This window comes from Mucilaginibacter sp. A3364 (assembly GCF_059690715.1).
The window spans coordinates 42,965-69,474 of sequence record NZ_JCAWED010000001.1; the positions used below are offsets into that span (position 1 = coordinate 42,965).

Here is a 26,510-nt window from a genome sequence, read left to right on the forward strand (position 1 = left end):
GCATATAAATGCTTGCGCAAGCAACCAATTATAGTCATTATAACACTACCAATACCTCGATCATGCTACGAAAAAAACTGATAGCAGCCCTGTTTTTGCTGCCGGCCATAAATGCTTTTAGCCAACAGCCAGAACCTGTGCCAACACCTCACTGGCGCCCGCAGTACCACTTTACACCATTAAAAAACTGGACTAACGACCCTAACGGTTTGTTTGTATTGAATGGCGAATTTCAATTATACTATCAGCACAACCCCTTCGAAAACAAATGGGGACATATGAGCTGGGGCCACGCCACCAGCAAGGACCTGGTAAATTGGACTCACCACCCCGTAGCTATACCCGAAATAATGACCAAAGACAGTACCTATTGGATGTATTCGGGTTCGGCAGTGGTTGATAAGAATAATACCAGTGGCTTCGGCAAAAATGGTAAAGCACCTATTGTGGCCATGTTTACCATCGATCTGCCTAAGCAACGTAAAGAAGTACAAGCTATAGCTTATAGTAATGATGGGGGGATGAGCTTTACCCAATACCCGGGCAACCCGGTGATTGATCTGAATAAGCGAGATTTTAGAGACCCCGCTGTTTTTTGGTACGAGCCAACCAAAAGCTGGGTGATGACCGTAGCTATGGTTGACGAGAAACAGGTGCGCATTTATGGTTCAAAAAACTTAAAGGAGTGGACAAAGCTGAGCGATTTTGGTCCGGCAGGTTATACTAAACATGGCTGGGAGTGTCCTTCGCTTATACCTTTGCAGGTTGATAACGACCCTTTAAAAATTAAGTGGGTGATGTTTGTATCATCAGGCGGTGATCGTGGTCCGTTGATGCAATATTACATCGGCGATTTTGATGGTACTACCTTTACCAACAATGCCCCGGCCAGCACTGTATCTACTTTAAATTATGGCGATGCTTATTATGCTGCCATTGCCTGGCGTGATGCTCCGCAAAACAAAAAGATATTACTGGGCTGGCTGCAGGATGGCCGCAGGCAAACCTATCCGTGGAAAGGGCAAATGTCAATCCCGCAGGATCTGGCACTTAAAACTACACCGGAAGGTTTAATATTGACTCAGGCACCTTCATCTGTTGTTAGCAAAAACCTGAACAAACTAGCTGGCGGTAAAGTATACAACACAAAAAATGTAATTCTTAACGAGGCTGGGTTCGACCTGGCGGAGGCTGCAAACCTGGCGGGAAATGCCTATTGGATTGATGCCGAATTTACCATAGGCGAGGCTAAAAAAATAGGCTTTTATGCTGTTGGCAAAGGCTCGCAAAAAGTAATTGTGGGCTATGACGCCGCTAAGCAGGAACTGTTTGTTGATCGTACAAACTCGGGCACTACGCCAAAAATAGAATACCTTACCGCGCCTTTAAAAGCCACCAACGGTACGGTTAAAATCCAATTACTGGTTGATAATTCATCGCTTGAAGTTTTCGGTAACGACGGCGAGCGGGTAATATCAACCATGATATATCCCGACGCTGATGCTAAAGGATTGGCCGTATTCGCAGATGGCGCAGGCACTGCAAAAAGCTTAAAAGTTTGGAACTTAAATAAATAAATATGAAAAAGACTGTACTGTTTTTGGTGTTGTGTACCATCGTTTTAACTACTAAGGCACAACTTGGCGTTAAGTATGATAATACGATACAAAGCACCAAAAACATGCAGTACTTTAAACCCAAAGGCGATCTTTTTGTGGGCGATTGTATCCCCTTCGCCAAAGATGGCACCTATTATTATTACTGGCTGCTGGATTCGGCGCACCATCGTAGTTTAAACGGCTTGGGTGGCCATCAATGGGCGCTTAGTACATCCACTGATCTGAAAACATGGACGCAGTACCCGCTGGTTTTAAAAATTGACGAGCCCTGGGAGAAGTCTATCTGCACCGGGTCGGTGGTTTATCATAAAGGCAAGTATTATGCTTTTTACGCTACGCGATTGGTGAACAATGGCCAGGTAAATGAGCAGTTAAGCTACGCCATTAGCGATGATGGCATTCATTTCGACAAACAGAAGCCCAACCCATTCTACACATCGGCCCCCGGTTATAGCAAACGCAACTTTCGCGACCCGGAGGTGTTTGTTGATAAGAATGGCGAGTTTCACCTGTTTGTATCCAGCGATCAGGAAAACCCCACTATTCGTGGTTTATCCGGAGCATTGGTTCATCTTTCATCAAAAGATCTGAAAACCTGGGCCGTGCATGATCCCGTTTTAACCGGTCAGGGCAGCACGCCCGAGTGCCCCAACTATTTTTACTGGAAAGGCTGGTACTACCTGGTGTTTAGCGATAATAGTAATACATCCTACGTAATGTCTAAAAACCCTTACGGCCCTTGGGTGCAACCGCGCTACCAGGCTTTAAACGAAGACTGGGCCAATGTGGTAAAAACTGCCGCATTTAAAAATGATCGCCGGATTGCGGCTGCCTGGGTGCCAAGTCGTAATAACGGTAAAGACAATAACGGTGAAATATTTGGCGGTAACTCCCTGTTCAGGGAAGTAACGCAGGAAGCCGACGGTACGCTGAACACCCGTTTCCCACCCGAAATGATTCCCGAAACCGGCAGCCCGCTAACCATCAGCATAAAGGCCGACGAGGCCGCGACCGTTATAGGTACCGACGCGGTACTGATCAATTCAACAGCCGGCGTTGGGGCGGCTCATATAGAAGGTGTACCCTCCAATTGCCGCATCACCTTAACGGTTGAACCAATGAGCCGCAATGAGGAATTTGGTTTGTATCTTAAATCCGGTCCGCAGGGCAGAGGCGGGTACAGACTTAATCTATCGGCCAATAATAAACTGGTAAGCCTGCACAACACAGCCATCCCGGCGGTGGAAGGCCTGGATAAACCCATAACGCTTGATATTGTGATGAAAGACGGTATTGTAGATGTTGACATTGACCACAAACGCACCATCGTTAACCGCACTTACGAGCAGAATGGCACTTATCTGTGGTTTTTTGTGAAGCACGGAAAATTAAAGTTTAACCATATCAAGGTTAGTCCGCTGGTTGACGGGCAGTAGGCTTTTTCGTAACAAAAATATTGCGGCTATGGTTTGCTAAATTGATTTAGTAAGGCTAATATTGTCTTTCTTTTATAAATTATGAGATCGATCCTATCTTTTTTGCTACTTGCCTTGCTGGCAACACAGCCCCTTAAAGCGCAGCAAATTGCTCCTTTCCACAAGGGCGACCGCGTGGTATTTGTTGGTAACAGCATTACTGATGGCGGCCACTACCATTCGTACATCTGGTTGTATTATATGACACGCTTTCCCAATCAACGCATTGATGTTTTTAATGCCGGTATAGGCGGCGATGTAGCCGAGCAGATATATGATCGTTTTGACACCGATGTATTTGCAAAAAAACCGAACGTTATTACGCTAACCTTCGGTATGAATGATACGGGCTACGGTAATTTCCTACGCCCCGACGCCACTAAAATAGCCGACGAAAAAGTGCAAACAGCTTACAATAGTTTTAAAAAGATAGAAGCTAAATTACAACAGTATCCCGCGGCGCGGAAGATCATGATCGCTTCATCGCCCTATGATGAAACCTCAAAAATAAAATCTACCCCTTTTAAAGGTAAAAACGCGGCTATGCTGCGTATTGCCGGTTATCAACAGCAGGCTGCGCAGGCCCACCATTGGGATTATGTTGATTTTAACACACCGTTGGTTGCCGTGAACTTGCAGCAACAAAAAACAGACTCACTGTTTACCTTATGCGGACAGGACCGCGTGCATCCCGCTAACGATGGCCATTTTGTAATGGCCTACAGCTTTTTAAAAAGTCAGGGCTTTACCAATAAACCGGTGGCTGATGTTGCTATTGACGCCACCAAACGCACCGTCATCAAAGCCGAAAACTGTAAAATAACCGAGTTAGGTTCAACCGCAGGTAAGCTGAGTTTTATGTATGATGCCGCCGCGCTGCCTTACCCCATTGATACCATATCCCGCCCCGGTAGTGGTTTGCCTAACAAGCGCCGGCAGTCGGATGCTTTGGCGGTTATACCGTTTACCGAGGAGTTTAACCGCGAGGTGATCAAAGTTGCCGGTTTAAAAGCCGCCGCAAACTATCGTATAAAAATTGATGGAAAAGATGTTGGCAGTTGGGCCGGTAAACAAATAGGCGAGGGCGTTAACCTGGCCATCATCACCAAAACGCCACAATACCAACAGGCGTTGGCCGTGCTGGCGCTTAACGAAGAACGCTGGAGCATTGAGCGCCGGCTGCGCGAATATGCCTGGCTGCATTATTCTATCCTGTCTAAAAAAGGCCTATTGTTTAATGATTCAGAAAGCACGCTTGACTCCTTAAAACGCTATGCCCGCCGCGACTTTTTTATTGGTGCCGTAATGGGTACTTACCAATCTGCCCGCTTGCCCGAAGTTAGGGCCGCCTGGCAAAAAGAAATGGATGTGCTGGTTGATCAGATATACGCCATCAATCAACCCAAAAAACGTAAGATCGAAATTGAGGAGATCAAGTAATATCAACCTATCTTTATAGTATCACCAAGCATGAGCAATAAGTTTACCCCTAATAAATATATAGGCGCCCTATTGGGCCTGTTAATAGCATCACAAAGTTTTGCGCAAAAGCCGGCTTATTTTATTGACGGCTATCACGGCGGAGTTTGGGGCCACTATCCCGAGTGGAACACCCGTTTCATGACCGACCAACTTAACAGCCATCCCAACTGGAAAATAAACCTGGAGATAGAGCCCGAAACCTGGGCCGTTGCTAAAGTGAAAGATCCAAAGGCTTATGAGGAGTTTCGTGCGTTGTTTGCCGACCAAAAGATCGGCAGCCGCCGTATAGAATATGTGAGTCCGGCTTATGGTCAGGCTTATATGTACAACATCAGCGGCGAGAGTATTATCCGCCAGTTTTCGTACGGTATGGAGATGGTGAAGGAGCATTTCCCTACTGCTGTTTTTACCACCTATTCATCCGAAGAACCTTGCTTTACCAGCGCGCTGCCGCAGATATTAAAATCATTTGGTTTTAAATATGCGTCGCTAAAAAACCCTAATACCTGCTGGGGCGGCTATGTGCGGGCGCATGGCGGCGAGTTGGTGAACTGGATTGGTCCGGACGGTACAGCGCTGGTAACGGTGCCTCGTTATGCTATTGAGGATCTGAAACCCAAATCAACCTGGGAAACTATTGCTAACAGCAACGGTATTCCGTATATGACGGCAGCCTTTAATGCCGGTATTAAAAACCCGGTGGGGATGACCTTGCAGGATGCAGGTTGGAAAGGAGGCCCTTACATTGGCGATGGCTCTAAAGGCTATCAACCCACTTATTACAAAACGTGGACTGATTATGTAGACAACTACTCCATAAAAACACCTGCCGAAAGCTGGAAATTCTCGCAGCAGGATGTGTTGAGCAGCCTGGTTTGGGGATCGCAGGTATTGCAGCGCATTGCACAGCAGGTGCGGGTATCCGAGAACAAACTGGTTACTTCAGAAAAATTGGCCGCAATGGCTAAGCTTTATAAAAACGCGCCATGGCCAAAAGCAGCCATTGACGAGGGCTGGACACGCGTGTTGCTATCACAGCATCATGATTGCTGGATAGTGCCTTATAACGGTCGCCCGGGCGATACCTGGGCCGATAAGGTGGTGCGCTGGACAGGCATCACCAATAAGAATACGGATAGCGTGAGTATGGTTTCGACAGACAAGTTTTTGGCAGGTACGGCTTCGGCAGGGCCGCAAAAATACATCCGTGTGTTCAACACCATGGGCATTAAACGTACCGAGATGGTGAAGTTGGATGTTCCCGCTGATTGGGGAACCGAGGTTAAAGTTACTGATAACAAAGGCCAGGAGTTACTAAGCCAGATGGTAGGAAATACCCTTTGGTTTAAAGCGGCTAATGTGCCGTCTGTTGGGTATGCTACCTATAAAGTTATCCCACAAAAAACAACGTTAAGCGGCGCCAAAGTGAGCCAAATTACTGGCAAATATAAAGTAGAAACCGACCTGTACATCGTGATCATTGACCCGGCCAAAGGTGGTACTATAGAAAGTCTGATCGCCAAAAATTTAAGTAATAAAGAGTTTGTAGATAAAGCCAACACCCGCCGCTTTAACGAATTGCGGGGTAACTTTTTTAAAGATGGCGGCTTTAAATCAAGCGCCGGGCAGGCGGCTGAGGTAAGCGTTTTAGAGGATGGACCGGCTCGGATAAAGCTGCAGGTCAAAGGCAGTATTGCCGGTAACTCATTTACACAGATATTAACTTTCACCCAGGGCCAGAAACGTATCGACCTGAATGTTAGAATAGACTGGCAGAGTAGCCCAAGCGTTGGCAACCCATACGGACAAAGCGAACGCTACGAAGCCACATCGCTTAAAAAAGCATTTTATGATGATCGGGATAAACTGTTGACGCTGTTCCCGCTTAACCTGAAATCGCAAAAAGTATATATCAATGCCCCTTATGATGTTACCGAAAGTAAACTGAAGAATACTTTCTTCGACAGTTGGGATAGCATCAAAAACAACATTGTGCTAAGCTGGGTTGATGTTACCGATGCCACCAATACCTACGGCATGGCCATGCTGACAGACCACACCACCAACTACGCCCATGGCGAAGATTTCCCGTTAGGATTAAATATTGCTTACGCAGGTGTGGGCCTTTGGGGCAGAAACTATACCATGAAGTATCCAACCGAAATGAACTATGCCCTGTTACCGCACACCGGTAAATGGGACAAAAGTGGCGTATGGGCCGAAGGCGCTCGTTTTAACGAGCAAATGGAAGCACGGGCAATGACAACTGCACCAGCTGCCGGCGATATGAGCAGATCAATGATAGACGTAAGCGGTACAGGTTTAGAAGTATCGTCTGTAACCATAACAGGCAATGATATGCTGGTGCGTTTATTCAATGCCGAAGGCGATGCGCTACCTCGCAAAATTTCATTGGATGGCGTAGCCGATAAAGCGGATGTTGTAGCCTTGAATGGTAAAACTGAAAAATCATTAGCTATCACCAAAACTGCGGCTAAAACTATGGTGAGCGTAGCTATGCCAAGGTTTGGCCTACGTACCATTAGGTTTTCAAATGTAAGTTCGGGCAAGTAATCGGGCTTGTTTTTAATGCTGATTGGAATCGATGAACAAAATTTGCTAAATCGTTTTTCTTTATTTATTTTGGCCGATTATAAGCCAATTTGTAAAACCGTTGCTGCGGCTTTTACAACCAAGTTTAATATCGTTTAAAAATGAAGAAATACCTTTTGCTTGCATTTTTGTCGGCAGGTTTCAGCGCGCAGGCGCAGGATCTGGCCAGTTATGTAAACCCTTTTATTGGCGCCAGTACCAGCGTTGCAGGCGCCGGCGTATATCACGGCCTGGGCAAAACATTCCCGGGGGCTGATGCGCCTTATGGCATGGTACAGGTTAGCCCCAACACCATAACCGGCGACGATAATGGCTCGGGTTATAGCTACGAGCATACCAGTATAGAAGGCTTCGCGTTTACGCAAATGAGCGGCATAGGCTGGTTTGGCGATATGGGTAATTTTTTGGTAATGCCCGGCACCGGCACGCTGCACACCGCCGCGGGTAAAATAGATATGAGCACGCCCGGCTATCGCCAGCGTTATGATAAAAAAAGCGAAAAAGCCACCGCAGGATATTACGCTGTAAACCTAAGCGACGATCACATCAAAGCCGAAATGACCGCAGCTCCGCACAGCGGCATTTTACGCTTTACCTTCCCGCAAAATAAAACATCGCGCATACAAATTGACCTGGCCCGCCGGGTTGGCGGTACTTCCACTTTGCAATACGTAAAGGTGGTTGACGACCATACCATTGAGGGTTGGATGAAATGTACGCCCGACGGCGGCGGCTGGGGCAACGGCGATGGTCATGCCGATTACACCGTTTACTTTTACGCCCAGTTTAGCAAACCGCTAAAAAATTATGGTGTTTGGAGCGCCGATATCCCAGAAGGCTGGAGCCGCAAGCGTGAAAATATTGAAAGCGAACTGTACCAAACTCAAATAGCGAAAGCCGCTATTTTAAAAGGAGCTAAAGAAAAAGAAGGCAAACATCTGGGCTTTTACACCGAGTTTGCCACTGCTGCCAATGAGCAGGTGTTAATGAAATCGGGCATATCATTCGTAAGCGTTAATGGTGCTAAGAATAACCTGAAGGCCGAGATCAAAGACTGGAATTTTAACGCCGTGCACCAACGCACCCGCGCTTTGTGGAATAAGGCTTTATCAAAGGTAAGCATAACCGGCGGCACCAAAGATCAACGCACGGTGTTTTATACCGCCCTGTATCATACCATGATCGATCCGCGCATTATACAGGATGTTGATGGCAACTATCCGGGTGGCGATGGCAAGGCGCATAAATCATCCGTATTTGCAAAACGCACCATTTTTAGCGGTTGGGATGTTTTCAGGAGCCAGATGCCGCTGCAAACTATTATCAACCCATCGCTGGTGAACGACCTGATCAATTCGCTGGTTACGCTGGCTGATGAAAAGGATAAAAATTACTTCGAGCGTTGGGAGATGTTAAACTCGTACAGCGGCTGTATGCTGGGCAATCCTGCAGTGCCTGTTTTGGCAGATGCTTATGCTAAAGGAATAAGAAATTATAATGTAGCCAAAGCCTATGACCTGGCCGTTGGTTCGGTAGAAAAATTTGGTAATGGCGATAAAGGTTATACACCTAACCCGCTAAGCATATCGTACACCCTGGAATATGCCTACACAGACTGGTGCACAGGCAAACTCGCTAAAGCTTTAGGTAAAGCTGCCGACGCCGAAAAATACACCCAACGCGGTCAGGCCTACCGCAATATTTTTGATGCCGAAAAAGGCTGGTTCAGACCGAAAGAAAAATCGGGCGAATGGGAAGCCTGGCCTGCCGAAGGCCGGTTAAAGCAATGGTATGGCGCCATTGAAAGTAACCCCTTACAACAAGGCTGGTTTGTACCGCAAGATGTGCCGGGCATGGCCCAACTAATGGGTGGCAACGCCAAAGTTATTGCCGACCTGAATAACATGTTCGCCAAAACACCCCAGAACATGATGTGGAACGATTACTACAACCACGCCAACGAACCGGTACATCATGTGCCTTTTTTGTACAACCGTTTAGGTGCGCCATGGTTCACCCAAAAATGGACACGTGCTATTTGCGATCGCGCTTACAAAAACTCGGTAGAGGGCCTGGTTGGTAACGAGGACGTAGGGCAAATGTCGGCCTGGTATGTGTTGGCGGCCAGTGGTCTGCACCCGGTTTGTCCGGGTGATACGCGCCAGGAAATAACCGCGCCACTGTTTAACAAAGTAGTATTAAAGCTTGATCCTAAATATGCAAAAGGGCAAACTTTCAGCATTGTAGCTAATAATAACTCCGCCAAGAACACCTATATCCAAAGTGCCAAGCTCAACGGCAAAACCTATAACAAGTGTTACATCGATTATAAAGATATCGCCGCCGGCGGAACCCTTGAATTAACTATGGGGGCTATGCCTGCCAAAAATTGGGGCCTGGCCAAATAACAAAAACCTGTAAACAATTAAACCATAACGATGCAGTTAACTACTAAACGTTTAATCAAAAAATTCGCGGGGCTGATATTTGGCCTGAGTTTATTTGTGTGTACGCTAAACGCGAAAGCGGCAACGGTTGATACCGCGCTTACGCATAGCGATGCCATGCATAAAGACATCAAGGCGGTAGTGATCAAACCGAAAGGCTATTCGGCCAAACAAAAATATAATGTGCTTTACCTGCTGCACGGTTTCAGCGGTAATTACAGCGATTGGATCAAAAAAGTGCCCGCTGTACAAGGCCTGGCCGACCAATACAACGTGCTGATAGTTTGCCCCGACGGCAACTTTGCGGGTTGGTATTATGATAGCCCCATGAACAACGAATGGCAATACGAAACCTATGTTGGTACAGAGTTGGTGAAGTGGATAGATGACCATTATTCAACGATAAAAGACCGCAAGGGCAGGGCCATTACCGGGCTAAGCATGGGTGGCCACGGCGCATTATACCTTGCCTTTAAACATCAGGATACCTTCGGCGCAGCCGGAAGCATGAGCGGTGCCGTTGATGTTCGCGCGTTTGCCAATGCTTATGGTATAAGCCAGGTGTTGGGTAAAATGTCAGAACATCCGGATATGTGGGAGAAGAACACCGTGGTAAATATGGTGGGCCTGGTAAAACCTAATTCGCTTGCGCTGATCATTGACTGCGGTTATGGCGATACTGCCATGTACGGCCAGAATCTGGTATTGCATGAAAGATTGCTGGAACAAAAAATTCCGCACGATTTCATAATCCGTCCCGGCTTCCATGCCTGGGATTACTGGGCCAATTCTATTGACTACCAGATGCTGTTTTTCAGTAAGTTTTTCGCCAAAGCAAAATAATATAAATGCCCTGCTAAAACGGTTAACAATATTTAAATTAGCATCGTAAACCACACCTGCGAGATGAAAAGAATTTTTTTATTACTTGCTGCCGCTGTTTCTGGATATGGCAACGTACAGGCGCAAAGTTCGGCCAATATTACCGGCTTTAAATACACCGTAGAAGAAGCTGCCGACTGGACAAATCTGCTTAAACGCAGATCGGGCTGGTTTGGTGGCGATGGCATTTATACCATCCCGCTTAACGGGCAGGAACAGCAAAGCCCATCGGCCAAATCAAAAACGCTTTTTATTTTTAGTGATAGCATGATAGGTGAGGTGGCCAGCGATTCTTCGTTAGCACCGGGTTCTAAAATGATCCATAACGCGGCAGCCATCCTGACGGGAAATACTGCCGACCCAAAACAGTTTATACCTTATTGGGCCAAGAACGATGCCGGAAAAGCCGAATCGGTTTTTATCCCCAATACACCACAAACGCACCCTAAAGACTACTACTGGCTGGGCGATGGTTTTACCAACCCGGATAACAACACCACTTATATTTTTGGTTATCGTGTGCGCAATGTAGGTACCGGTGCTTTTGGCTTTAAAGAGGTGGGTAATACGCTCATCAAAGTAAAAACAGGTGGGTCCCTGCCGTTTACATCTATGGAACAAAAAGACACACCATTTTATATAGAGAAGGGCGAGGAGATCGGCTCTTTCGGTACCGGCATCTTCGTTAACACCAAACAGGCCGGTGCGCCTAAGCCCGATGGTTATGTATACATCTACGGCGTTAAAGGCAAAGCTAAAGAAGTAATGGTGAGCCGTGTATTACCAAAGGATATTGAGGCTTTTGACAAATGGACTTTCTGGACCGGCAGCACCTGGAGCCCTAAAATGGATGAGGCCGCCACGCTGGCCGACCAGGTATCAAACGAGATAAGTGTAAGCGCTATGCCCGATGGGCGTTATTTGATGGTTTTCCAGGTTAGCGGGATATCAACAACTATTGGGGCGCGTGTTGGCGCAACGCCTTATGGTCCGTTTGGGCCGGTAATTAAATTGTGGGATTGTAAGGATGCTTTAACCCGCAAAACCTACCTGGTTTACAATGCCAAGGGCCACCCCAGCATATCCAAACCCGGCGAACTGATCATTAGCTACAATGTAAATTCGGTAGAGTTTGACAAGGACCTGAAAACCGATCCTTTGCTTTATCGGCCACGTTTTATCAGGCTTAAATTCCAATAACAAAAATATCGCGTGCCGCTAACCTAAAATTAGCGGCATTCTTTTTTCGTGTAAAAACAACGATGTAATTAATTTGATTTGTGAACATTTTAGCTAATTTACAAAGCCAATTAATTTATACCTGTTTTGAGCACAAGCCATCATAAGCCCGGTTTTACCGAACGCAAATACATTGTGTTACTACTTTTTGTAACCGTGTTGTTTTTGCTGTGGGGCATAGCCATGTCGCTTGGCGATACGTTGAATAAGCATTTTCAAAACGTATTTAATATCTCCAAATCAAAGTCGGCCTACGTGCAGTTATCCATTTTTGGCGCGTACGCGGTAATGGGTATCCCGGCAGGCTTGTTTATGAAAAAGTTTGGCTATAAAAATGGCGTGTTACTGGGTTTATTGCTTTATGCCGGCGGGGCGTTTTTATTTGTGCCTGCGGCAGATGCGGGTTCATTTGAATTTTTCAGGCTGGCTCTGTTTATCCTGGCCTGTGGTATGGCAACATTGGAAACCGTTGCCCACCCCTTTGTAGCCGCTCTAGGCGATCAACGTACCAGCGATCAGCGCATCAACTTTTCGCAATCTTTTAACGGGTTGGGCGGGGTTATTGGTCCGATACTGGGTAGTTACTTCATATTTCGCGAGGGCGGAAATGCAACTGATCTATCGGCCGTAAAAAACCTGTACATATCTATAGGCAGTATTATCGCTTTGGTTGCTTTCCTATTTTCTTTTGTGAAAGTGCCTCAACTGGAATCTCCACACACTGTAGCCCCAGATGCTTATGCGGTTGCAGGCGAGGAAGGAGATGAAAAGAAACTCTTCCAACATAAACACTTTGTTTTTGCCTGTATAGCCCAGTTGTTTAACGTGGCAGCGCAAGGCGGCACGTGGGCCTATTTTATTAATTACGGGCACGATGTAATGGGCTTTAGCGATGAAAAAGCGGGTTATTTTTTCGCCCTAAGCATGGCAATTATGGTAGGCGGACGCTTTATCGGCACGTTTTTAATGCGCTATGTGGCGCCCAATAAATTACTGTGGATATTCGCTATCGGTAACATCGCAATGTGTTTGCTTGTGGCGCAGCAATGGGGCATTGTATCGTTCGCGGCGTTGATCATGATCAATTTCTTTTTCAGCATTATGTTCCCTACTATTTTTAGTTTGGGGCTGAAAGACCTGGGCAAAGCCACACAGCAGGGCTCCTCATTTATTGTGATGGGTGTGGTTGGCGGAGGGTTATTCCCTTTCCTGATGGGATGGGTGGCCAACACCAATGTCGCGACAGCTTACTACCTGCCAATAATTTGTTATGCGGTAATATTTTTATTCGGCTATTTATATCCATCGTTACGCAGGCGTTAAGGTTTGCGCAATATTATATTATATTTGAAACTTACTTAAAACGAAACAAGTTGAAAAAGAAATTATCTATAGTTGACATTGCCAACCATTTAAATGTTTCCAAAACAACAGTTTCGTTTGTGCTTAACGGCAGGGCTAAAGAGAAACGCATCAGCGAGGATCTGGTGGCCCGCGTATTAAAATTTGTTGAAGAGGTTGGTTATAAACCTAACTCGCTGGCCAAAAGTCTGCGCACCGGTAAATCACACACCATTGGTTTAATGGTGGAAGATATTTCTAACCCGTTCTTCGCCCGCATTGCCCGCCGTATTGAGGATAAGGCGTACAACAATGGCTACAAGATCATTTACTCGAGCACCGATAATGATACCGCCAAAACCAAGGAGCTGATAGACATGTTTAGCGACCGCCATGTAGATGGTTACATCATCGCCCCGCCGGTTGGTATTGAGGAGAACGTATCTAACCTGATCAAGCAAAACCTGCCGGTTGTTTTTTTCGATCGTTACCTGCCGGAGATAGAAACCGATTATGTGGTGATCAATAACGAATTCAGTACTTATAATGCCACCAGGCACCTGATAGATCGGGGCTATAAAAACGTTGCTTTCATCACTTTTCAATCGCAGCAAACACAAATGCAGGATAGGGTAAAAGGCTATCGAAAAGCTTTGCAGGAGCACCAGTTAAGCGAGTATCTGAAAGAAATAAAATTCAACCACAACGAAGAGCTCATTGTAAAGCCCATACACGAATTTTTAACCGCCAACAAACAGCTTGACGCGATATTATTTGGCACCAACCACATGGGCGCCTGTGGCTTGAGGGTTATCAACGAACTGGGCCTGAAAATTCCGACCGACCTGGCTATAGCCTCGTTTGATGATTACGAGGTATTTCAACTATACTCGCCGCCAATTACTGCTATTGAGCAGCCGGTAGAAGAAATTGCTGACAAGATCATTTCGCTGATGCTGAAAAGACTGAAAGGCAAAACCAAGCCGGAAGAAAAAGAGCAAATCACCGTAGAAACTTCATTGGTGGTACGTAATTCCTCAGCGGCAGCAGTGTAACAGAAAAATATTTTTTTAATTTTGCTAAATGCATTTAGCTTGTGGTATTTATTTTGCATATTTGAATATTAATAAAACCTATTACCTAAAATGTCAAACTTAAGCCATAGGTTTGGGGAGCTAAATTTATGAACATGACAAACAGAAGAACATTTTTAACACAGGCCGGATTATTAACTGCCGGTGTAATGATGAAACCTAAGCTGCTTACCGCAGCTCCTAAAGCGGTTAGAGGCATACAGCTGTACTCGCTTAGGGACGAGTTACCTAAAGATGTAAAAGGCGTTATAGCCAAAGTGGCGCAAGCCGGTTACCAAAGTGTTGAAACCTATGGCTACAGCAAAAAAGCCGGACACTGGGGACTTTCATTACCTGATTTTGCACAGCTATTAAAAGACAATAATTTAAAATCATCAAGCGGCCACTACGGCGTTAACAAATATTTTGCTGACGGTAGCTTAGGCGAGCTGGATGACTATACCGAAGCAGCTTTGGCATTAGGCCAGGAAGCGGTGATCATCCCGGGCATTGGCGGCCAGTTCATTAAAAGTGCCGATGAATGTAAACGTACTGCCGAGAAAATGAACAAAGCAGGCGAGATACTAAAAAAATCAAAACTTACTTTAGGCTACCACAACCACAATTTTGAGTGGAAGGACCTGGGTGGTACTTCGTTCTACGATATCCTGTTACAGGAATTAGACCCAAAACTGGTTATCCTGGAGCTTGACCTTTACTGGGCCGTACGTGCCGATAAAGACCCGATAGCCTTGTTTGATAAATACAAAGGCCACTTTGGTTTTGTACACGTAAAAGATCGTGATAAAACAAACGGCAACCTAAATACCGAAGTAGGTAAAGGTAGCATTGATTATAAAGCAATCATCCCTAAAGCTAAGGCTGCCGGTGTGAAACACTTTATTGTGGAGCAGGAAAACTGGGTAAACAATATCGATCCATACGTGAGTATAAAAGAGAGTGCGGACTATATGAAAAATACTTTAAAAATATAATTCATAGCCTTAAATGGCACGTCCGCATGTTAGATTGAAACAAATCTCCCCCAACTTTTCTCGTCCGAGAAAGTTATAAATTGGTTGGCCCTGATGTGAGAATCGGGGCCTTTTTTTTGTCTAATATAGCATAAAGTTTTATAATCAAGTAAATCGATTTAAATAATAGACTAACTACATAAAAGCCCGCCGGCAAATACCGGCGGGCTATGTTATTTATAGGTATTTACAAGCGTTAATTGTTGTATGCTTTTAGCGATAATTTGTAACCCTTACCTAATAATTTAGGGTCAACCTCAACCGTCAGCGTTTTGGTTTCGCCCTGCATCAGCGAGAAATAGCCGTCGTTAAACATGGCCGGCAATATCTGCTCGCCCGCGCTGTTAAGCAGTTGCGTGCGGATGGCAAAAGCAGCCGCGGTTTTTGAAGTATTGCTCACGGTATAGGTAAGTAGTTTGTTAGCGCCATCAGCAGTGCTTGATATTTTAGGCGAGCTTACCTGCAGATTTTTGCCTACAGACGGCATAGTACTAAGCCCGGTATAATCCAGGTAAGTATTGCCTATCCAATAAAAGTTATCAGATACCAGCTTGCCTTTGTCATCAAACAGCTTCAGTTTCAGAAAATGGACATTGCTCAGTTTAGGCAGTCCATCACCTTTAAATGCCACAAAAGCTTCGGTGGCTGATGATGCTTTTACGTTTAAGGTTTTCGTGGCGGAATAAGCGGGCACCAATTTACCATCCATATTATAAACCTCGGCTTGTGCTGTAAGGCTGCTGATGGCGTAGGCTTTATTGTTGATGATCTTTATCGAATTGGTGGCTGCGTTCCATTGAATATGCACCGGCTCGCAGGCTTTTTTAACGCCGAAGTAGGCGCCGGTAAGGTCGTAATAGTAATCATACGTTTGCCAGATCATACTCGGGTAGGCCGATTGGCTCATCCACATCAACATACCCGTAGCATCGTTCCAAAGATGATCGTTCCAGGCTTCGTACATGGCTTTGGTGGTTTCTACATTGAATAGCTGTGCCTTGGTGCAGAAATCCTCAATGGTAGTAGCCTTACCATAACTTTTATTAATGTCGTTTATGTATTTTACCGGATCAGTACCACCACCCAGTGCACCATCTGTACTGAAATAATGTTTCGCCCACATATTGGTTTTGCTCTTCACAGCCGTATCGGTAGGCGGTACCCAATATTCCTTCGGCATAAATTTTTTGAAGCTTTCGATATTGACGAAGGTTGCCGTGCCCAATTCACTGCGCATACCCCACGAGTTTTTGGAGAACAGGTAACCATTGTGAGGATCGGTAAAGTAAGTTTTCGGGTCAACATTGGCCCATATCCCACTGCCCGACATCACTTTGCTGCCGCCATGAATGGAGAAATTAGGATTGGTAACACCCGCGTTTGATCGTGGCAGGTAAAGTTTGTCATCGCTGTCATTATCGGCAATCGCAGCTTGTATAGCCCGGTTAAGCGGGCTGTTTACGCCTCCGCCGGGTAAACCCTCATTTGCACCGCACCATATTACTATAGATGGGTGGTTACGTAGCTTCTTAACCTTTTCTATCGCGTTAGCTTTAAAAACATCCAGGCTATCAATCGGCCCAAAGTTGTTGAGCCAGAAATCGTCCCAAACCATAATACCATACTTGTCGCAATAATCATAAAAAGCCTCGTCGGTAACTTCGCCCGTCCAGTTGCGGATGGTGTTAAAATTCATTTCGCGGTGCAGGCGTATGCGGGTATCGTAATCCTTGCCACGCACTTTCAGCATGTAATCGCTCATGCCCCAGTTGCCGCCCTTAAGCAAAACAGGCACATTATTTACGTATACGCGTAGCGGACCTTTAAGCGTAGTGGTATCCGCAGATATCTTACGTATCCCGAAGTTTTTGGTAACCGCATCAGCAGCAATATTCCCCTCGGTTTCAAAGCTTACTTTGCAGGTGTAAATGTTTTGCGAACCATCGGCTTTCCCGCCCAAACCATTGGGCCACCATAGTTTTGGGTTTTGTATGCGTAGTTGGGCGAATTGTTTATCATCATACGTAACTCCGATAGTGCTGTTAGGCTTTAGGGTGATGGCTGGTCCGTTTACTATAACATTTCCCGGGTTAATGAACATTTTAACCCTGCCGCTTACAGCGTTAGCCGATGTGTTTTGAAGCTGAACTTTTATCGTAAGCTTAGCCAGTTTAGTAGTAGGCAGTTTAGTTTGCACCCAGGGATCTTGCACCACCACCGGGCCGCTGTAAGTTAGCGCTACGGTATCCGTAATACCACTGTTTAGGCCGGGCACGGCAGGCATCCAATCCCAGCTGCCGCTACTCAGGTACGTAGGGGCCTGGCGGTTGGCCAGGTCGCGGCTGGCATCGGGTGGTACTATCAGCACCGCTATAGCATTAGATTTATTTTTGTTCAGGCGATTGGTGATATCAAATTTACCACGCTCGGCAATACCATGTATAGTGCCTAGGTGGCTGCCGTTAAAATATACCTCGGCACGTTTGTTCACCCCGTTAAAATTCAACCAAAGCCGACGGCCATTTGTTGGCAATGCCGCGTTAAACTCGGCGCGATACCAGTAAGGGCGGTTGTATTTGGCTTTATCAACTTTGTAAATATTATCAGCATAATCAGGATTGGCTTCTTTGCCTGCGATAACGTAGGAGTAGAATACCGTACCCGGCACAATTGCGTTTACCCAGCTGCCGGTGTTAACGCCCGGCATTGATAGTTGAGCAGCTGTGTAAGTTGCATCCTGGGGGTAAAGCTTCCATTTTAAAGCAGGCAGGTTTTGCGCAGCTAAGGGCTGTAGCGATGTTGCGGCGATAATTATAGTTACAAATAGTTGTAGCGTAAATTTCATCGTGACGAGTGATTTTATGTGGTAGAAATTTTCCTGCAATGATAAGGAATTTTGCTAAAACGATTTATTTTAGTTTGAGGATTGATCGCAGCATAAAATATTTGCACGGGTTTTATTTTGTTAATGAAATTTTAATATCTTTGCTAAAACGATTTATTAAATCGTGGCGAACGTCGAGCGCTAAACCAATAGAACCATATTTTAAACCAATATATTACTACATGAAAAGACTTTTACAAGCCTTGCTTATTTTATTGTGTATACCTGTTGCCACGGCGAACGCGCAAAGCGTAGCCCCATTTAAAGCGGGTGATCGTGTAGTGTTTTTGGGAAACAGTATTACCGATGGCGGTCATTATCATTCGTACATATGGTTGTATTACATGACGCGTTTCCCCGGCATGCGTATCGACTGTTTTAACGCGGGCATAGGCGGCGATAACGTTAAACAAATGAGCGACCGCTTTGAGCAGGATGTAATGCCCATGAAGCCAACCGTGCTTACACTAACCTGGGGTATGAATGATACCGGGTACTTTGAATGGTATAAAAGCGACGCAGCCGATATTGCCAAAAAGAACATCGCGCTGGCAAAAGAACGTTACCAAGTACTGGAAGCTAAACTGGCCAAAACACCGAATGTGAGAAAGATATACCTGCTGGGATCGCCCTATGACGAAACCACAACTACAGCACAAAACCGACTGTATAAAGGTAAAGCAGCGGCATTTGGTCAGTTGATAGATTTCCAGGAAGCTGCCGCCAAAAAGAATGGTTACGGTGTGGTTGATTTTTATCACCCGATGACTGTCATCAACGAGCGCGAGCAGAAAAAGGATCCGGCTTTCAGTCTCACCCCCGGCGATAGGATACACCCCGATAACCATGGCCATATGGTAATGGCTTACCAGTTTTTAAAAACACAAGGTTTTGCTAATAAAGTAGTGGCCGATGTGGCAATTAATGCCGCAAAGAAAACGGTAACCAAAACAATCAACGCCGCAGTTACCAATGTAAGCGGTAGTAATGTTGGTGTCAGTTTTGATTATTTAGCTAAATCATTGCCTTACCCGTCGGATACTATTTCACGTGGCTGGGGTAATAATAAACGCCAGTCGGATGCGCTGTCGCTGATACCTTTTACCAAAGAGTTTAACCAGGAATTAGTTACGGTTAAAGATCTGAAAGAAGGCAGCTACAAACTACTTATTGATAACCAGCCCATAGCTACCTATACTGCGCAACAGTTGGCCGATGGTATTAACCTGGCCGAGCAAACTAATACACCGCAATACCAGCAAGCCATACAAATACGCGAGCTGAATGAGGAGCGCTGGGAGATAGAACGCCGTTTCAGAAACTATGCGTTTATACAATTTGACCTGCTAAAAGATAAAGGCTTATTATATGCCGATAACCGCGCGGCTATGGACACGGTGGAGAAAGAATCGCGTACCAACATTTTTGTAAGGGGCAACAAGGATAATTATATGAAGGCCCAATACAAAGGTGTACGCGATGCCTGGACGAAGGAAATGGCGGCGCTGGTAAACCAGATATATACCATTAATAAACCGGTAGTACATCGCATTAAAATACAGGCGGTAAACTAATATTATTGTGCCTTTTATTAAGAATGCAACATTTTTGACAGGTACATTAAAAAAATGCAAAATAATTTGCTAAATCGTTTTTATGATGTATATTGGCATCAAATTAGCTTTAGCAGCTTAATTATAAACTAAGTACCAAAAATAAATTTTATTGACAATGTAAGCAGCAGCGCATCTGTTGTCGAAAATTGCTAAATCGTTTTTGCAATTATTGACTTTCGGAGGTATTGTTGTTTAGCAGGTAAATCGCATAAGGATATCTTTATATGAAGAAATTTTACTTTCCATTTTTCGGAGTTCCGGTTTTGCTGTTGATGCTTGTAGCTGCGGTAACGCAATCGTGCAAAAAATCAAGCAGCTTTTTGGCAGCAACAGCCACAACCGATTTAACCCAGGCCAGTGTTTTTGCCGATAGCGCCAGGACGCTGGGTTTCTTAGGAAACATTTATTCAAACATTGGATACAGTGCTTACCCAAACCGTTTTGGCGTAGCCGGTATGGATGCTGCCACAGATGAGGCAAGTCCGTCATCGATAGCTTCAAACTCGGCATCGCAATTTGCAACGGGTACGGTAAACGCCGGTGTAATTGAATCTGAGCCTTACAATACCTGTTACCGCCAGATACGAGCGGTTAACCAGTTCCTGAAAAATATACCTAAATCGCCAATCGGCGCCAACAACAAAAAAAGCATGGTTGCCGAAGCGCGTTTTCTGCGTGCGTGGTATTATGCCATGCTTGTAAAGCATTATGGTGGCGTACCACTGGTAGGTGATACGTTATTAGAGTATGAAAAACCGATAAACGTTAAACGTAATACCTACGAGCAATGTGTAAACTACATATTGGCCGAATGTGATGCTGCGGCTGCTGTATTACCTATAAACCAGATAGGTGCCGATTATGGCAAGGTTTCTAAAGCGGCATGTTTAGCACTAAAAGCAAGAGTGTTGTTGTATGCTGCAAGTCCGCTGTTTAATGGTACCACATTGGTTACCGAGGCAGGTGGTAGTACACCTGCCAACCTGGTTGGTTACCCAACAGCCGACCCCAACCGCTGGAAGCTGGCTGCCGATGCTGCTGCCGCGGTAGTAAGTTTAGGTACTTATAGCCTCAATACATTGCCACCTAAAGGCGGCGCGGGAAATCCGTTTGTAGGGCTATTTACTTTGCGCCTCAATACCGAATACATCCTGGCCTTAATGCGTGGCAATAACCAGGAGCTTGAGAACATATTTGTGCCACCAACGCGTAATGGCGGCGGTACCCGCGGATCTGTACCTTATCAGGGTATGGTTGACGCGTTCCCGATGGCCAATGGTAAACTGATTACCGACCCTACATCCGGCTATGATCCGACTAATCCTTACGCTAACCGCGATCCGCGTATGGATGGCACAATTATTCATGATCAAAGCCCGATGCTTATTCGGAGCGGTGGCGGCCAGCCTGTTGGCACAGGCCCTGTCAATATCTACTTAAAACCCGATGGTACTGGCGTTGATGCAGACGCGATTTACAAAGGCACGCCAACCGGTTATTACCATAATAAGATGCTCGACCCCTATGTAGTATCGGCATCAATTCACGTATATTCAGAAAGGTGTATACCGTTAATCCGCTACGCGGAAATATTATTGAACTACGCCGAAGCCACTAATGAAGTTGACGGCCCTACCGCCAACGTGTACTTAGCGATAAATACTATCCGCCAGCGTGCCGGCTTAAACCCATACCAATTGCCTGTAGGCCTTAGCAAAGACCAAATGCGCGAATACATACGCAACGAGCGCCGTATTGAACTGGCGTTTGAAGAGCACCGCTTTTGGGATGTGCGCCGCTGGAAAATTGCACCTGTTACCGAGAATATAACACCGCAAGGTATGGAAGTAACCCGCAACGGAAGCGCGGTAACGTACAAAATAATAAACCTTACCAAGCACAATTTCAGGCCGGCAATGTACCTGTGGCCGTTCCCGCAGGCCGAAACCGGTAAATCATCAACGCTGGTGCAAAACCCGGGTTATTAATCATTCAAATCAAAGCATCATTTTTTTAAATGAATATTATGACTAACACTTTTAATTTAAAACGATATAGCTTTTTGCTGGTGGCCGCGCTGCTTATCGGCATAGCATCATGCAAAACAGAGCGTTTTGCCCCGGTTGATGAATCAGTGAAGGATCTTACGGGCACCTGGCGGGTTGTGAAGGCTACCCGTAACGGTACCGATCTGACGACGGTTATCAACTTTACAGATTTTAAAGTAAAGTTTGATGCCACCGGTAATTATAGCCTGGTAAATCCACTGCCTTTTATAGTGGCCAAGGATGGTAAATACAAGCTTGACGACCCTAATTACCCCTTTAAAATAACTTTTACCGCAACTGGCGGGCAGCCGCTGGTAACAGCGTTTAACTACCCCATTATCGCGGGTGCAAGGCAGCTAAACTTAACATTTAGCCCGGGCTGCAGCCTGAATACCTACATCTACACCATGGTAAAAGAATAACCCTAAAAATTGAACATTATAAACCTGACATAAATGAGAACACGTTTACGCATAAAAGGAAAAATATTATGGAGGCTTTGTACCCTGGTGCTGATTGGCGTAATTTTTACCTTCTGCCATACTTACATTACCAGTGTTACCATGCCGGCTACAGCAACTGTAGGCCAAACGGTTGATATCGATGTGTTGTATGACCTGTCGGTTAACTATGGCGACAGCAACCCACGCACCGCTAACCTGGTATTGGCTGTTTTAGTGCCAAAAGGCTGGAAGGGCGCGCAAAACATGACCGCTACTTATACAAGCCCTAAAGGCGATGGCAATATGGTGATGATGCCTGCCGGTACGGTAGCTGCCAACACTAACGGATTAACCTGGGAGGCTGCCCTGAAAAAAATGTTTGGCACCGCAGGTAACCTGATTGATGACCTGGACTGGGTGGTGATGCAAACCAACGTTCCGTATAGCTATGTTAACGGTAATAAGTTTACCGGCCATATCTACATTAAACTTAAAGTAGCTGCGGACGACAATCCTACCATAGTTAAATTATCATACGTGCTGGCTAACACAAACGACGGTTTAAAAGCACCGGATGGTACGCATGACAATGCGCCTTATGGCCCAACTGCTAATTATTACAACCAGTTTACAGGTACCTGCTTCACAGTAACCGGCGGCAGCGGCGATTTGGTTGACTTTTGCAACCCGCAGTTAACAACTATCGATCCGCCAAAATCATTGGATAATGACTTTGTGACTATTAGCTACAACAACAACGTAACACCAACTGCCCTTGCCGGCAAGCCCGAAGTTTACTTGTGCGCAACAGCTACGATGAGTGATGGTTCGACGGTTACAGTGTGCGACAAATCGGCAAAAACGCTGATGAAGCAAACCACGACCAACAGCGGCCTTTACCAGTTAACGCTATGGCCACGCAAATACTTTGGTGCTACCGAAGCGCAAACGGTGGTGAGCATGAGCTATTTTATTACCGACCAAACGGGTGCCATACAGGTAGGTTATGGTAATACCGCGGCGCCATTTTCATACAAGTTTAAATGTAATTAACACACAGTTTTAAAATCGGTTACGGGTTAGTTGCAATCAAATAATTATATCGGCAATGGTAATTGCAAAATGATATAAAAGGGGCTAACCATGTTCAAATTATTAACACTTAAATCTGATTCTATGCTTTATTGCTACTCAAAGAAATACCTAACAGGAGTAATTGCACTGCTGCTTGCCACAGTAACAGTTAACTGTGCCCGGGCGCAGAATGCTCCTGCTACGCCGGCCCATCCGGATTGGTTGCATGGCGTTGTGCTGGATGAATTCAGCCATCCGCTTAAAGATGTAACCGTGATGGTTAAAGGCAAAAGCACCATCTATGTTTCGGCGGCTGATGGCTCTTTTGAGGTTGACGCACCGGTGGGCGCTACCCTGATATTTAGTACCCCTGATCGCAACATCCGCCAGGTAACAGCGCAAAACAAAGAAATTTCGGTAAAGCTGGAGCCTACCTTTCTAGTCGCTCCGCCTAGGTTGGATGTGCTGTATGGTTCGGTAAAACGCGAATCTTCGCTGGGTGCCATATCAACCATTTACACCAACCAGTTAACTACCACACCGGCTTCGTTGTTTGTATACGCGTTTCCGGGACAGTTAGCCGGTATGTATACTTCACAGACTTCGGGCTTTTCTTCGTTTAAAACCGCGGCTTTGTCGTCTGGGTCGCTTATTGGTCAAACGTTGATCAATAACTCATCAAACAACAACAGCAGTACTGATAATAATGAGATCGCCCTTAGCGTACGTGGCCAAAATCCTATCACGGTGGTTGACGGTGTTCAGCGCGAAATATCATCTATTGATCCCGAGAGCATCGAATCTATATCCATATTAAAAGACGGTCTATCTACCATTTTATTAGGCATGAACAGTTCGCGCCCGGTAATATTAGTTACTACTAAACGTGGTGTGGTAGGTAAGCCCCGTATCAACTTTACTGCCAATGTGGGTCTGCAGCAACCGCTTAATATGCCTACTCCGCTGCCGGCTTACCAATACGCTTACCTGGTTAACGAAATGCTTACCAGCGATGGCAAAGTACCAATTTATACCGCTGCCGACATTGCCGCTTACCGCGACGGATCTGACCCATACAGGCACCCGGATGTAAACTGGTTTAAAACCATATTAAAAGACTATGCGCCAATGACCAGCTATAAGCTGAATGTTAACGGCGGATCAAACGTGGCTACTTACTCGGTGTCGTTAGGTTTGTTTAACCAAACCGGTATTTTTAAAACAGCCGATGAAGTTCCTTATAATACCAATGCCGACCTGACACGCTATGTGATCAACTCAAACGTGGCCGTACAGGTAACTAAAAACCTGAATGTAGCTTTGCAACTATTCGGCAGGGTGCAAACATCAACCCAGCCGGGCCCGGGCTACGGTAATATTTTAAGTGGTGTTTACAGTGGTACGCCAAACCTTGCCTACCCGGTACGTAACCCGGATGGTAGCTTCGGCGGTACCAATATTTATACCAATAACCTGTTGGCTCGCGCTCAATATTCAGGCTACGCGCAAAACAGTACCGATGATATATTAGCCAACCTTGATTTGAATTATAACCTGGATAAGGTAACACCGGGTTTATCGGTTAAGCTAAAAGGTAACCTGTCATACCAGTCGATAACCTCGTTAAACAGATCGTTAAACAACGCGGTGTACCGCTATAATGCCGATAAAACCTATACTGTATTTGGTGGGGCATCATCGCAAAGCAACAGCTTTACACCTGTTTACACCCAGCGCCAGTCGTACGGTCAGGCAGCACTTAATTACGACAGGCAGTTTGGTAAAAACAGTATTGGTGCTACTTTAATGTACGATACCAAATCAAACGTAACCAACTACGACCTTCCGGAGGTAATTAACAACATTGCTGCAAAAGCAAATTATAATTACGATGGTAAATATTTTGCCGAATTAGCCGTATCGCGCAGCAGCAATAACCGTTATGCGCCGGGCAGGCAATGGGGCACATTTTATGGCGGTGGCCTGGGATGGCAAATGGGCAAAGAGAAGTTTATGGAGGCCCTGCCATGGATCACTTCGTGGAAATGGCGCGCTACTTATGCACGTACGGGCAATGCTAACATAAGCGCCTTCAACGAGCTTTACTACGCTTACAATCAAACTTATGGTGTTAACGTGCCCGATCATAACTACTCATCAGGCACCGCCTACAGCACCACTTACTATTATTTTGATAACACTTTTGCCAACCCTTACATCAGGTGGGAGAGTGCCGATAAGATCAGTATAGGCGCGGATATCTCGATGTTTAAAGATCACCTGCAATTAACTGCCGAGTATTATAACGATCGTTATTTCGACAAATTAGGTACACGTGGTAATACCATTGCACTGTTAGGTGCAACCTATACCCAGGAAAATATTCGCCGCGACCGTTTTGAGGGTACCGAGTTAACCCTTACCTACAAAAACAACATAGGCAACTTTAATTATTTTGTTACCGGTAACGGGACCGTACAAGCATCAAAAATATTGTACATGGACGAGTTGATGACGCCATACCCGTATAATGCGCGCACTGGTTTGCCGGTAAATATACCCGGGCGCAATGTTAATTACGGTTATACTGCTCTGGGCTTCTATCAAACCGCTGCTGATGCCGCTACAGCACCGCATATTAATGGTTACAACCCGCAACCGGGCGATATAAAATATAAAGATTTGAATGGTGACGGGGTGATCAACCAGTTCGACCAATCACCGATATCAAACACCAAACCGCTTATTTTTTATGGCCTTAACTTCGGCTTTAACTACAAAGGTTTAAGCTTAAGTGTATTGTTCCAGGGCGTTGGTAACAGGCAAATAAATGCTCAAAACGATATTGTTAATCACTTCGGTCTTGATTTTTCAAATACAACCAATCAAACATATGGCCCTGCAACCGGCAGATGGACGCCGGAGACGGCCAATACCGCTACACTACCGCGCCTTTCTGTTGCGGCATTTAACAACAACGGCGGCACAGCATCATCATTCTGGATAAAGAACGGAAACTATGTGCGCCTTAAGAATGCGGAGTTAGGTTACTCATTACCATTATCGGTAACCAAAAAATTGCGCCTGGGCGGCTTAAGGGTATTTGTTAACGGCGAAAACCTGGCAACCGTAGCCGGCTTTAGCGGCCTCGACCCCGAAGTGTTCCCAACAGCTTACCCTATACAACGCGTGTTTAATGCCGGTGTAAGCATTAAACTGTAATTGGTAATAATTAATTGA

At 45.6% G+C, this 26,510-nt stretch carries 16 protein-coding genes; 15 read left to right on the forward strand and 1 reads right to left on the reverse strand.

The features are described 5' to 3' along the window. The first annotated feature begins 62 nt into the window (after positions 1 to 62). The 10 genes from AC59JT_RS00150 to AC59JT_RS00195 all read left to right on the forward strand — a co-directional run bounded on the left by AC59JT_RS00150 (position 63) and on the right by AC59JT_RS00195 (position 15,166). Positions 63 to 1,577, forward strand: coding sequence for a glycoside hydrolase family 32 protein (locus AC59JT_RS00150; RefSeq protein WP_497394894.1), 1,515 nt, complete (start codon positions 63 to 65; stop codon positions 1,575 to 1,577). 2 nt (positions 1,578 to 1,579) lie between these two features. Further along, positions 1,580 to 3,055, forward strand: coding sequence for a family 43 glycosylhydrolase (locus AC59JT_RS00155; RefSeq protein ID WP_497394896.1), 1,476 nt, complete (start codon positions 1,580 to 1,582; stop codon positions 3,053 to 3,055). Positions 3,056 to 3,136: 81 nt separating this feature from the next. Next, positions 3,137 to 4,534, forward strand: a complete 1,398-nt coding sequence (locus AC59JT_RS00160) for an SGNH/GDSL hydrolase family protein (RefSeq protein WP_497394898.1) — start codon at positions 3,137 to 3,139, stop codon at positions 4,532 to 4,534. Between the two features lie 30 nt (positions 4,535 to 4,564). Continuing rightward, positions 4,565 to 7,150, forward strand: coding sequence for a glycoside hydrolase family 38 C-terminal domain-containing protein (locus tag AC59JT_RS00165; protein WP_497394900.1), 2,586 nt, complete (start codon positions 4,565 to 4,567; stop codon positions 7,148 to 7,150). 140 nt (positions 7,151 to 7,290) lie between these two features. After that, the gene (locus tag AC59JT_RS00170) at positions 7,291 to 9,597 is read left to right on the forward strand and encodes a GH92 family glycosyl hydrolase (protein WP_497394902.1); all 2,307 of its coding nucleotides are present in this window, start codon (positions 7,291 to 7,293) and stop codon (positions 9,595 to 9,597) included. 30 nt (positions 9,598 to 9,627) lie between these two features. Continuing rightward, entirely contained in the window at positions 9,628 to 10,479 is an 852-nt protein-coding gene (locus AC59JT_RS00175) for an alpha/beta hydrolase (RefSeq protein ID WP_497394904.1), read from the forward strand. 63 nt (positions 10,480 to 10,542) lie between these two features. Then, positions 10,543 to 11,718 (forward strand): DUF5005 domain-containing protein, encoded by a 1,176-nt coding sequence (locus AC59JT_RS00180; RefSeq protein WP_497394906.1) that lies wholly within the window; start codon positions 10,543 to 10,545, stop codon positions 11,716 to 11,718. A gap of 126 nt (positions 11,719 to 11,844) precedes the next feature. Beyond that, a complete protein-coding gene (locus AC59JT_RS00185) occupies positions 11,845 to 13,080 on the forward strand; it encodes a sugar MFS transporter (RefSeq protein ID WP_497394908.1) in 1,236 nt (411 codons plus the stop codon). A 50-nt stretch (positions 13,081 to 13,130) separates the two neighbouring features. Then, positions 13,131 to 14,153: a LacI family DNA-binding transcriptional regulator gene (locus AC59JT_RS00190; protein ID WP_497394910.1), complete on the forward strand. Its 1,023-nt coding sequence runs from the start codon at positions 13,131 to 13,133 to the stop codon at positions 14,151 to 14,153. Between the two features lie 134 nt (positions 14,154 to 14,287). Beyond that, positions 14,288 to 15,166, forward strand: a complete 879-nt coding sequence (locus tag AC59JT_RS00195) for a sugar phosphate isomerase/epimerase family protein (RefSeq protein ID WP_497394912.1) — start codon at positions 14,288 to 14,290, stop codon at positions 15,164 to 15,166. Positions 15,167 to 15,401: 235 nt separating this feature from the next. On the opposite strand, the gene AC59JT_RS00200 is transcribed toward AC59JT_RS00195, so the two are convergent. Beyond that, positions 15,402 to 18,050, reverse strand: a complete 2,649-nt coding sequence (locus tag AC59JT_RS00200; protein ID WP_497394914.1) for a glycoside hydrolase family 2 protein — start codon at positions 18,048 to 18,050, stop codon at positions 15,402 to 15,404. Positions 18,051 to 18,271: 221 nt separating this feature from the next. Between AC59JT_RS00200 and AC59JT_RS00205 the strand changes: the two genes are divergently transcribed. The 5 genes from AC59JT_RS00205 to AC59JT_RS00225 all read left to right on the forward strand — a co-directional run bounded on the left by AC59JT_RS00205 (position 18,272) and on the right by AC59JT_RS00225 (position 26,492). Continuing rightward, positions 18,272 to 19,663, forward strand: coding sequence for an SGNH/GDSL hydrolase family protein (locus tag AC59JT_RS00205; RefSeq protein ID WP_497394916.1), 1,392 nt, complete (start codon positions 18,272 to 18,274; stop codon positions 19,661 to 19,663). Between the two features lie 266 nt (positions 19,664 to 19,929). Beyond that, entirely contained in the window at positions 19,930 to 21,693 is a 1,764-nt protein-coding gene (locus tag AC59JT_RS00210; RefSeq protein ID WP_497394918.1) for a RagB/SusD family nutrient uptake outer membrane protein, read from the forward strand. A gap of 38 nt (positions 21,694 to 21,731) precedes the next feature. After that, on the forward strand, positions 21,732 to 22,175 hold the full coding sequence (locus AC59JT_RS00215) for a DUF5004 domain-containing protein (RefSeq protein WP_497394920.1): 444 nt from the start codon (positions 21,732 to 21,734) through the stop codon (positions 22,173 to 22,175). Between the two features lie 33 nt (positions 22,176 to 22,208). Continuing rightward, positions 22,209 to 23,249, forward strand: coding sequence for a DUF4961 domain-containing protein (locus AC59JT_RS00220; protein WP_497394922.1), 1,041 nt, complete (start codon positions 22,209 to 22,211; stop codon positions 23,247 to 23,249). Positions 23,250 to 23,372: 123 nt separating this feature from the next. After that, positions 23,373 to 26,492, forward strand: a complete 3,120-nt coding sequence (locus AC59JT_RS00225) for a SusC/RagA family TonB-linked outer membrane protein (protein WP_497399316.1) — start codon at positions 23,373 to 23,375, stop codon at positions 26,490 to 26,492. Positions 26,493 to 26,510 lie beyond the last annotated feature (18 nt).

Bases quoted from the DNA above. Each gene is read 5' to 3' on its own strand.
- AC59JT_RS00220 (WP_497394922.1), top strand. From the start codon at position 22,209: ATGAGAACACGTTTACGCATAAAAGGAAAAATATTATGGAGGCTTTGT.
- AC59JT_RS00150 (WP_497394894.1), top strand. From the start codon at position 63: ATGCTACGAAAAAAACTGATAGCAGCCCTGTTTTTGCTGCCGGCCATA.
- AC59JT_RS00175 (WP_497394904.1), top strand. From the start codon at position 9,628: ATGCAGTTAACTACTAAACGTTTAATCAAAAAATTCGCGGGGCTGATA.
- AC59JT_RS00170 (WP_497394902.1), top strand. From the start codon at position 7,291: ATGAAGAAATACCTTTTGCTTGCATTTTTGTCGGCAGGTTTCAGCGCG.
- AC59JT_RS00180 (WP_497394906.1), top strand. From the start codon at position 10,543: ATGAAAAGAATTTTTTTATTACTTGCTGCCGCTGTTTCTGGATATGGC.
- AC59JT_RS00200 (WP_497394914.1), bottom strand. From the start codon at position 18,050: ATGAAATTTACGCTACAACTATTTGTAACTATAATTATCGCCGCAACA.
- AC59JT_RS00225 (WP_497399316.1), top strand. From the start codon at position 23,373: ATGCTTTATTGCTACTCAAAGAAATACCTAACAGGAGTAATTGCACTG.
- AC59JT_RS00210 (WP_497394918.1), top strand. From the start codon at position 19,930: ATGAAGAAATTTTACTTTCCATTTTTCGGAGTTCCGGTTTTGCTGTTG.
- AC59JT_RS00215 (WP_497394920.1), top strand. From the start codon at position 21,732: ATGACTAACACTTTTAATTTAAAACGATATAGCTTTTTGCTGGTGGCC.
- AC59JT_RS00155 (WP_497394896.1), top strand. From the start codon at position 1,580: ATGAAAAAGACTGTACTGTTTTTGGTGTTGTGTACCATCGTTTTAACT.
- AC59JT_RS00205 (WP_497394916.1), top strand. From the start codon at position 18,272: ATGAAAAGACTTTTACAAGCCTTGCTTATTTTATTGTGTATACCTGTT.
- AC59JT_RS00165 (WP_497394900.1), top strand. From the start codon at position 4,565: ATGAGCAATAAGTTTACCCCTAATAAATATATAGGCGCCCTATTGGGC.
- AC59JT_RS00160 (WP_497394898.1), top strand. From the start codon at position 3,137: ATGAGATCGATCCTATCTTTTTTGCTACTTGCCTTGCTGGCAACACAG.
- AC59JT_RS00195 (WP_497394912.1), top strand. From the start codon at position 14,288: ATGACAAACAGAAGAACATTTTTAACACAGGCCGGATTATTAACTGCC.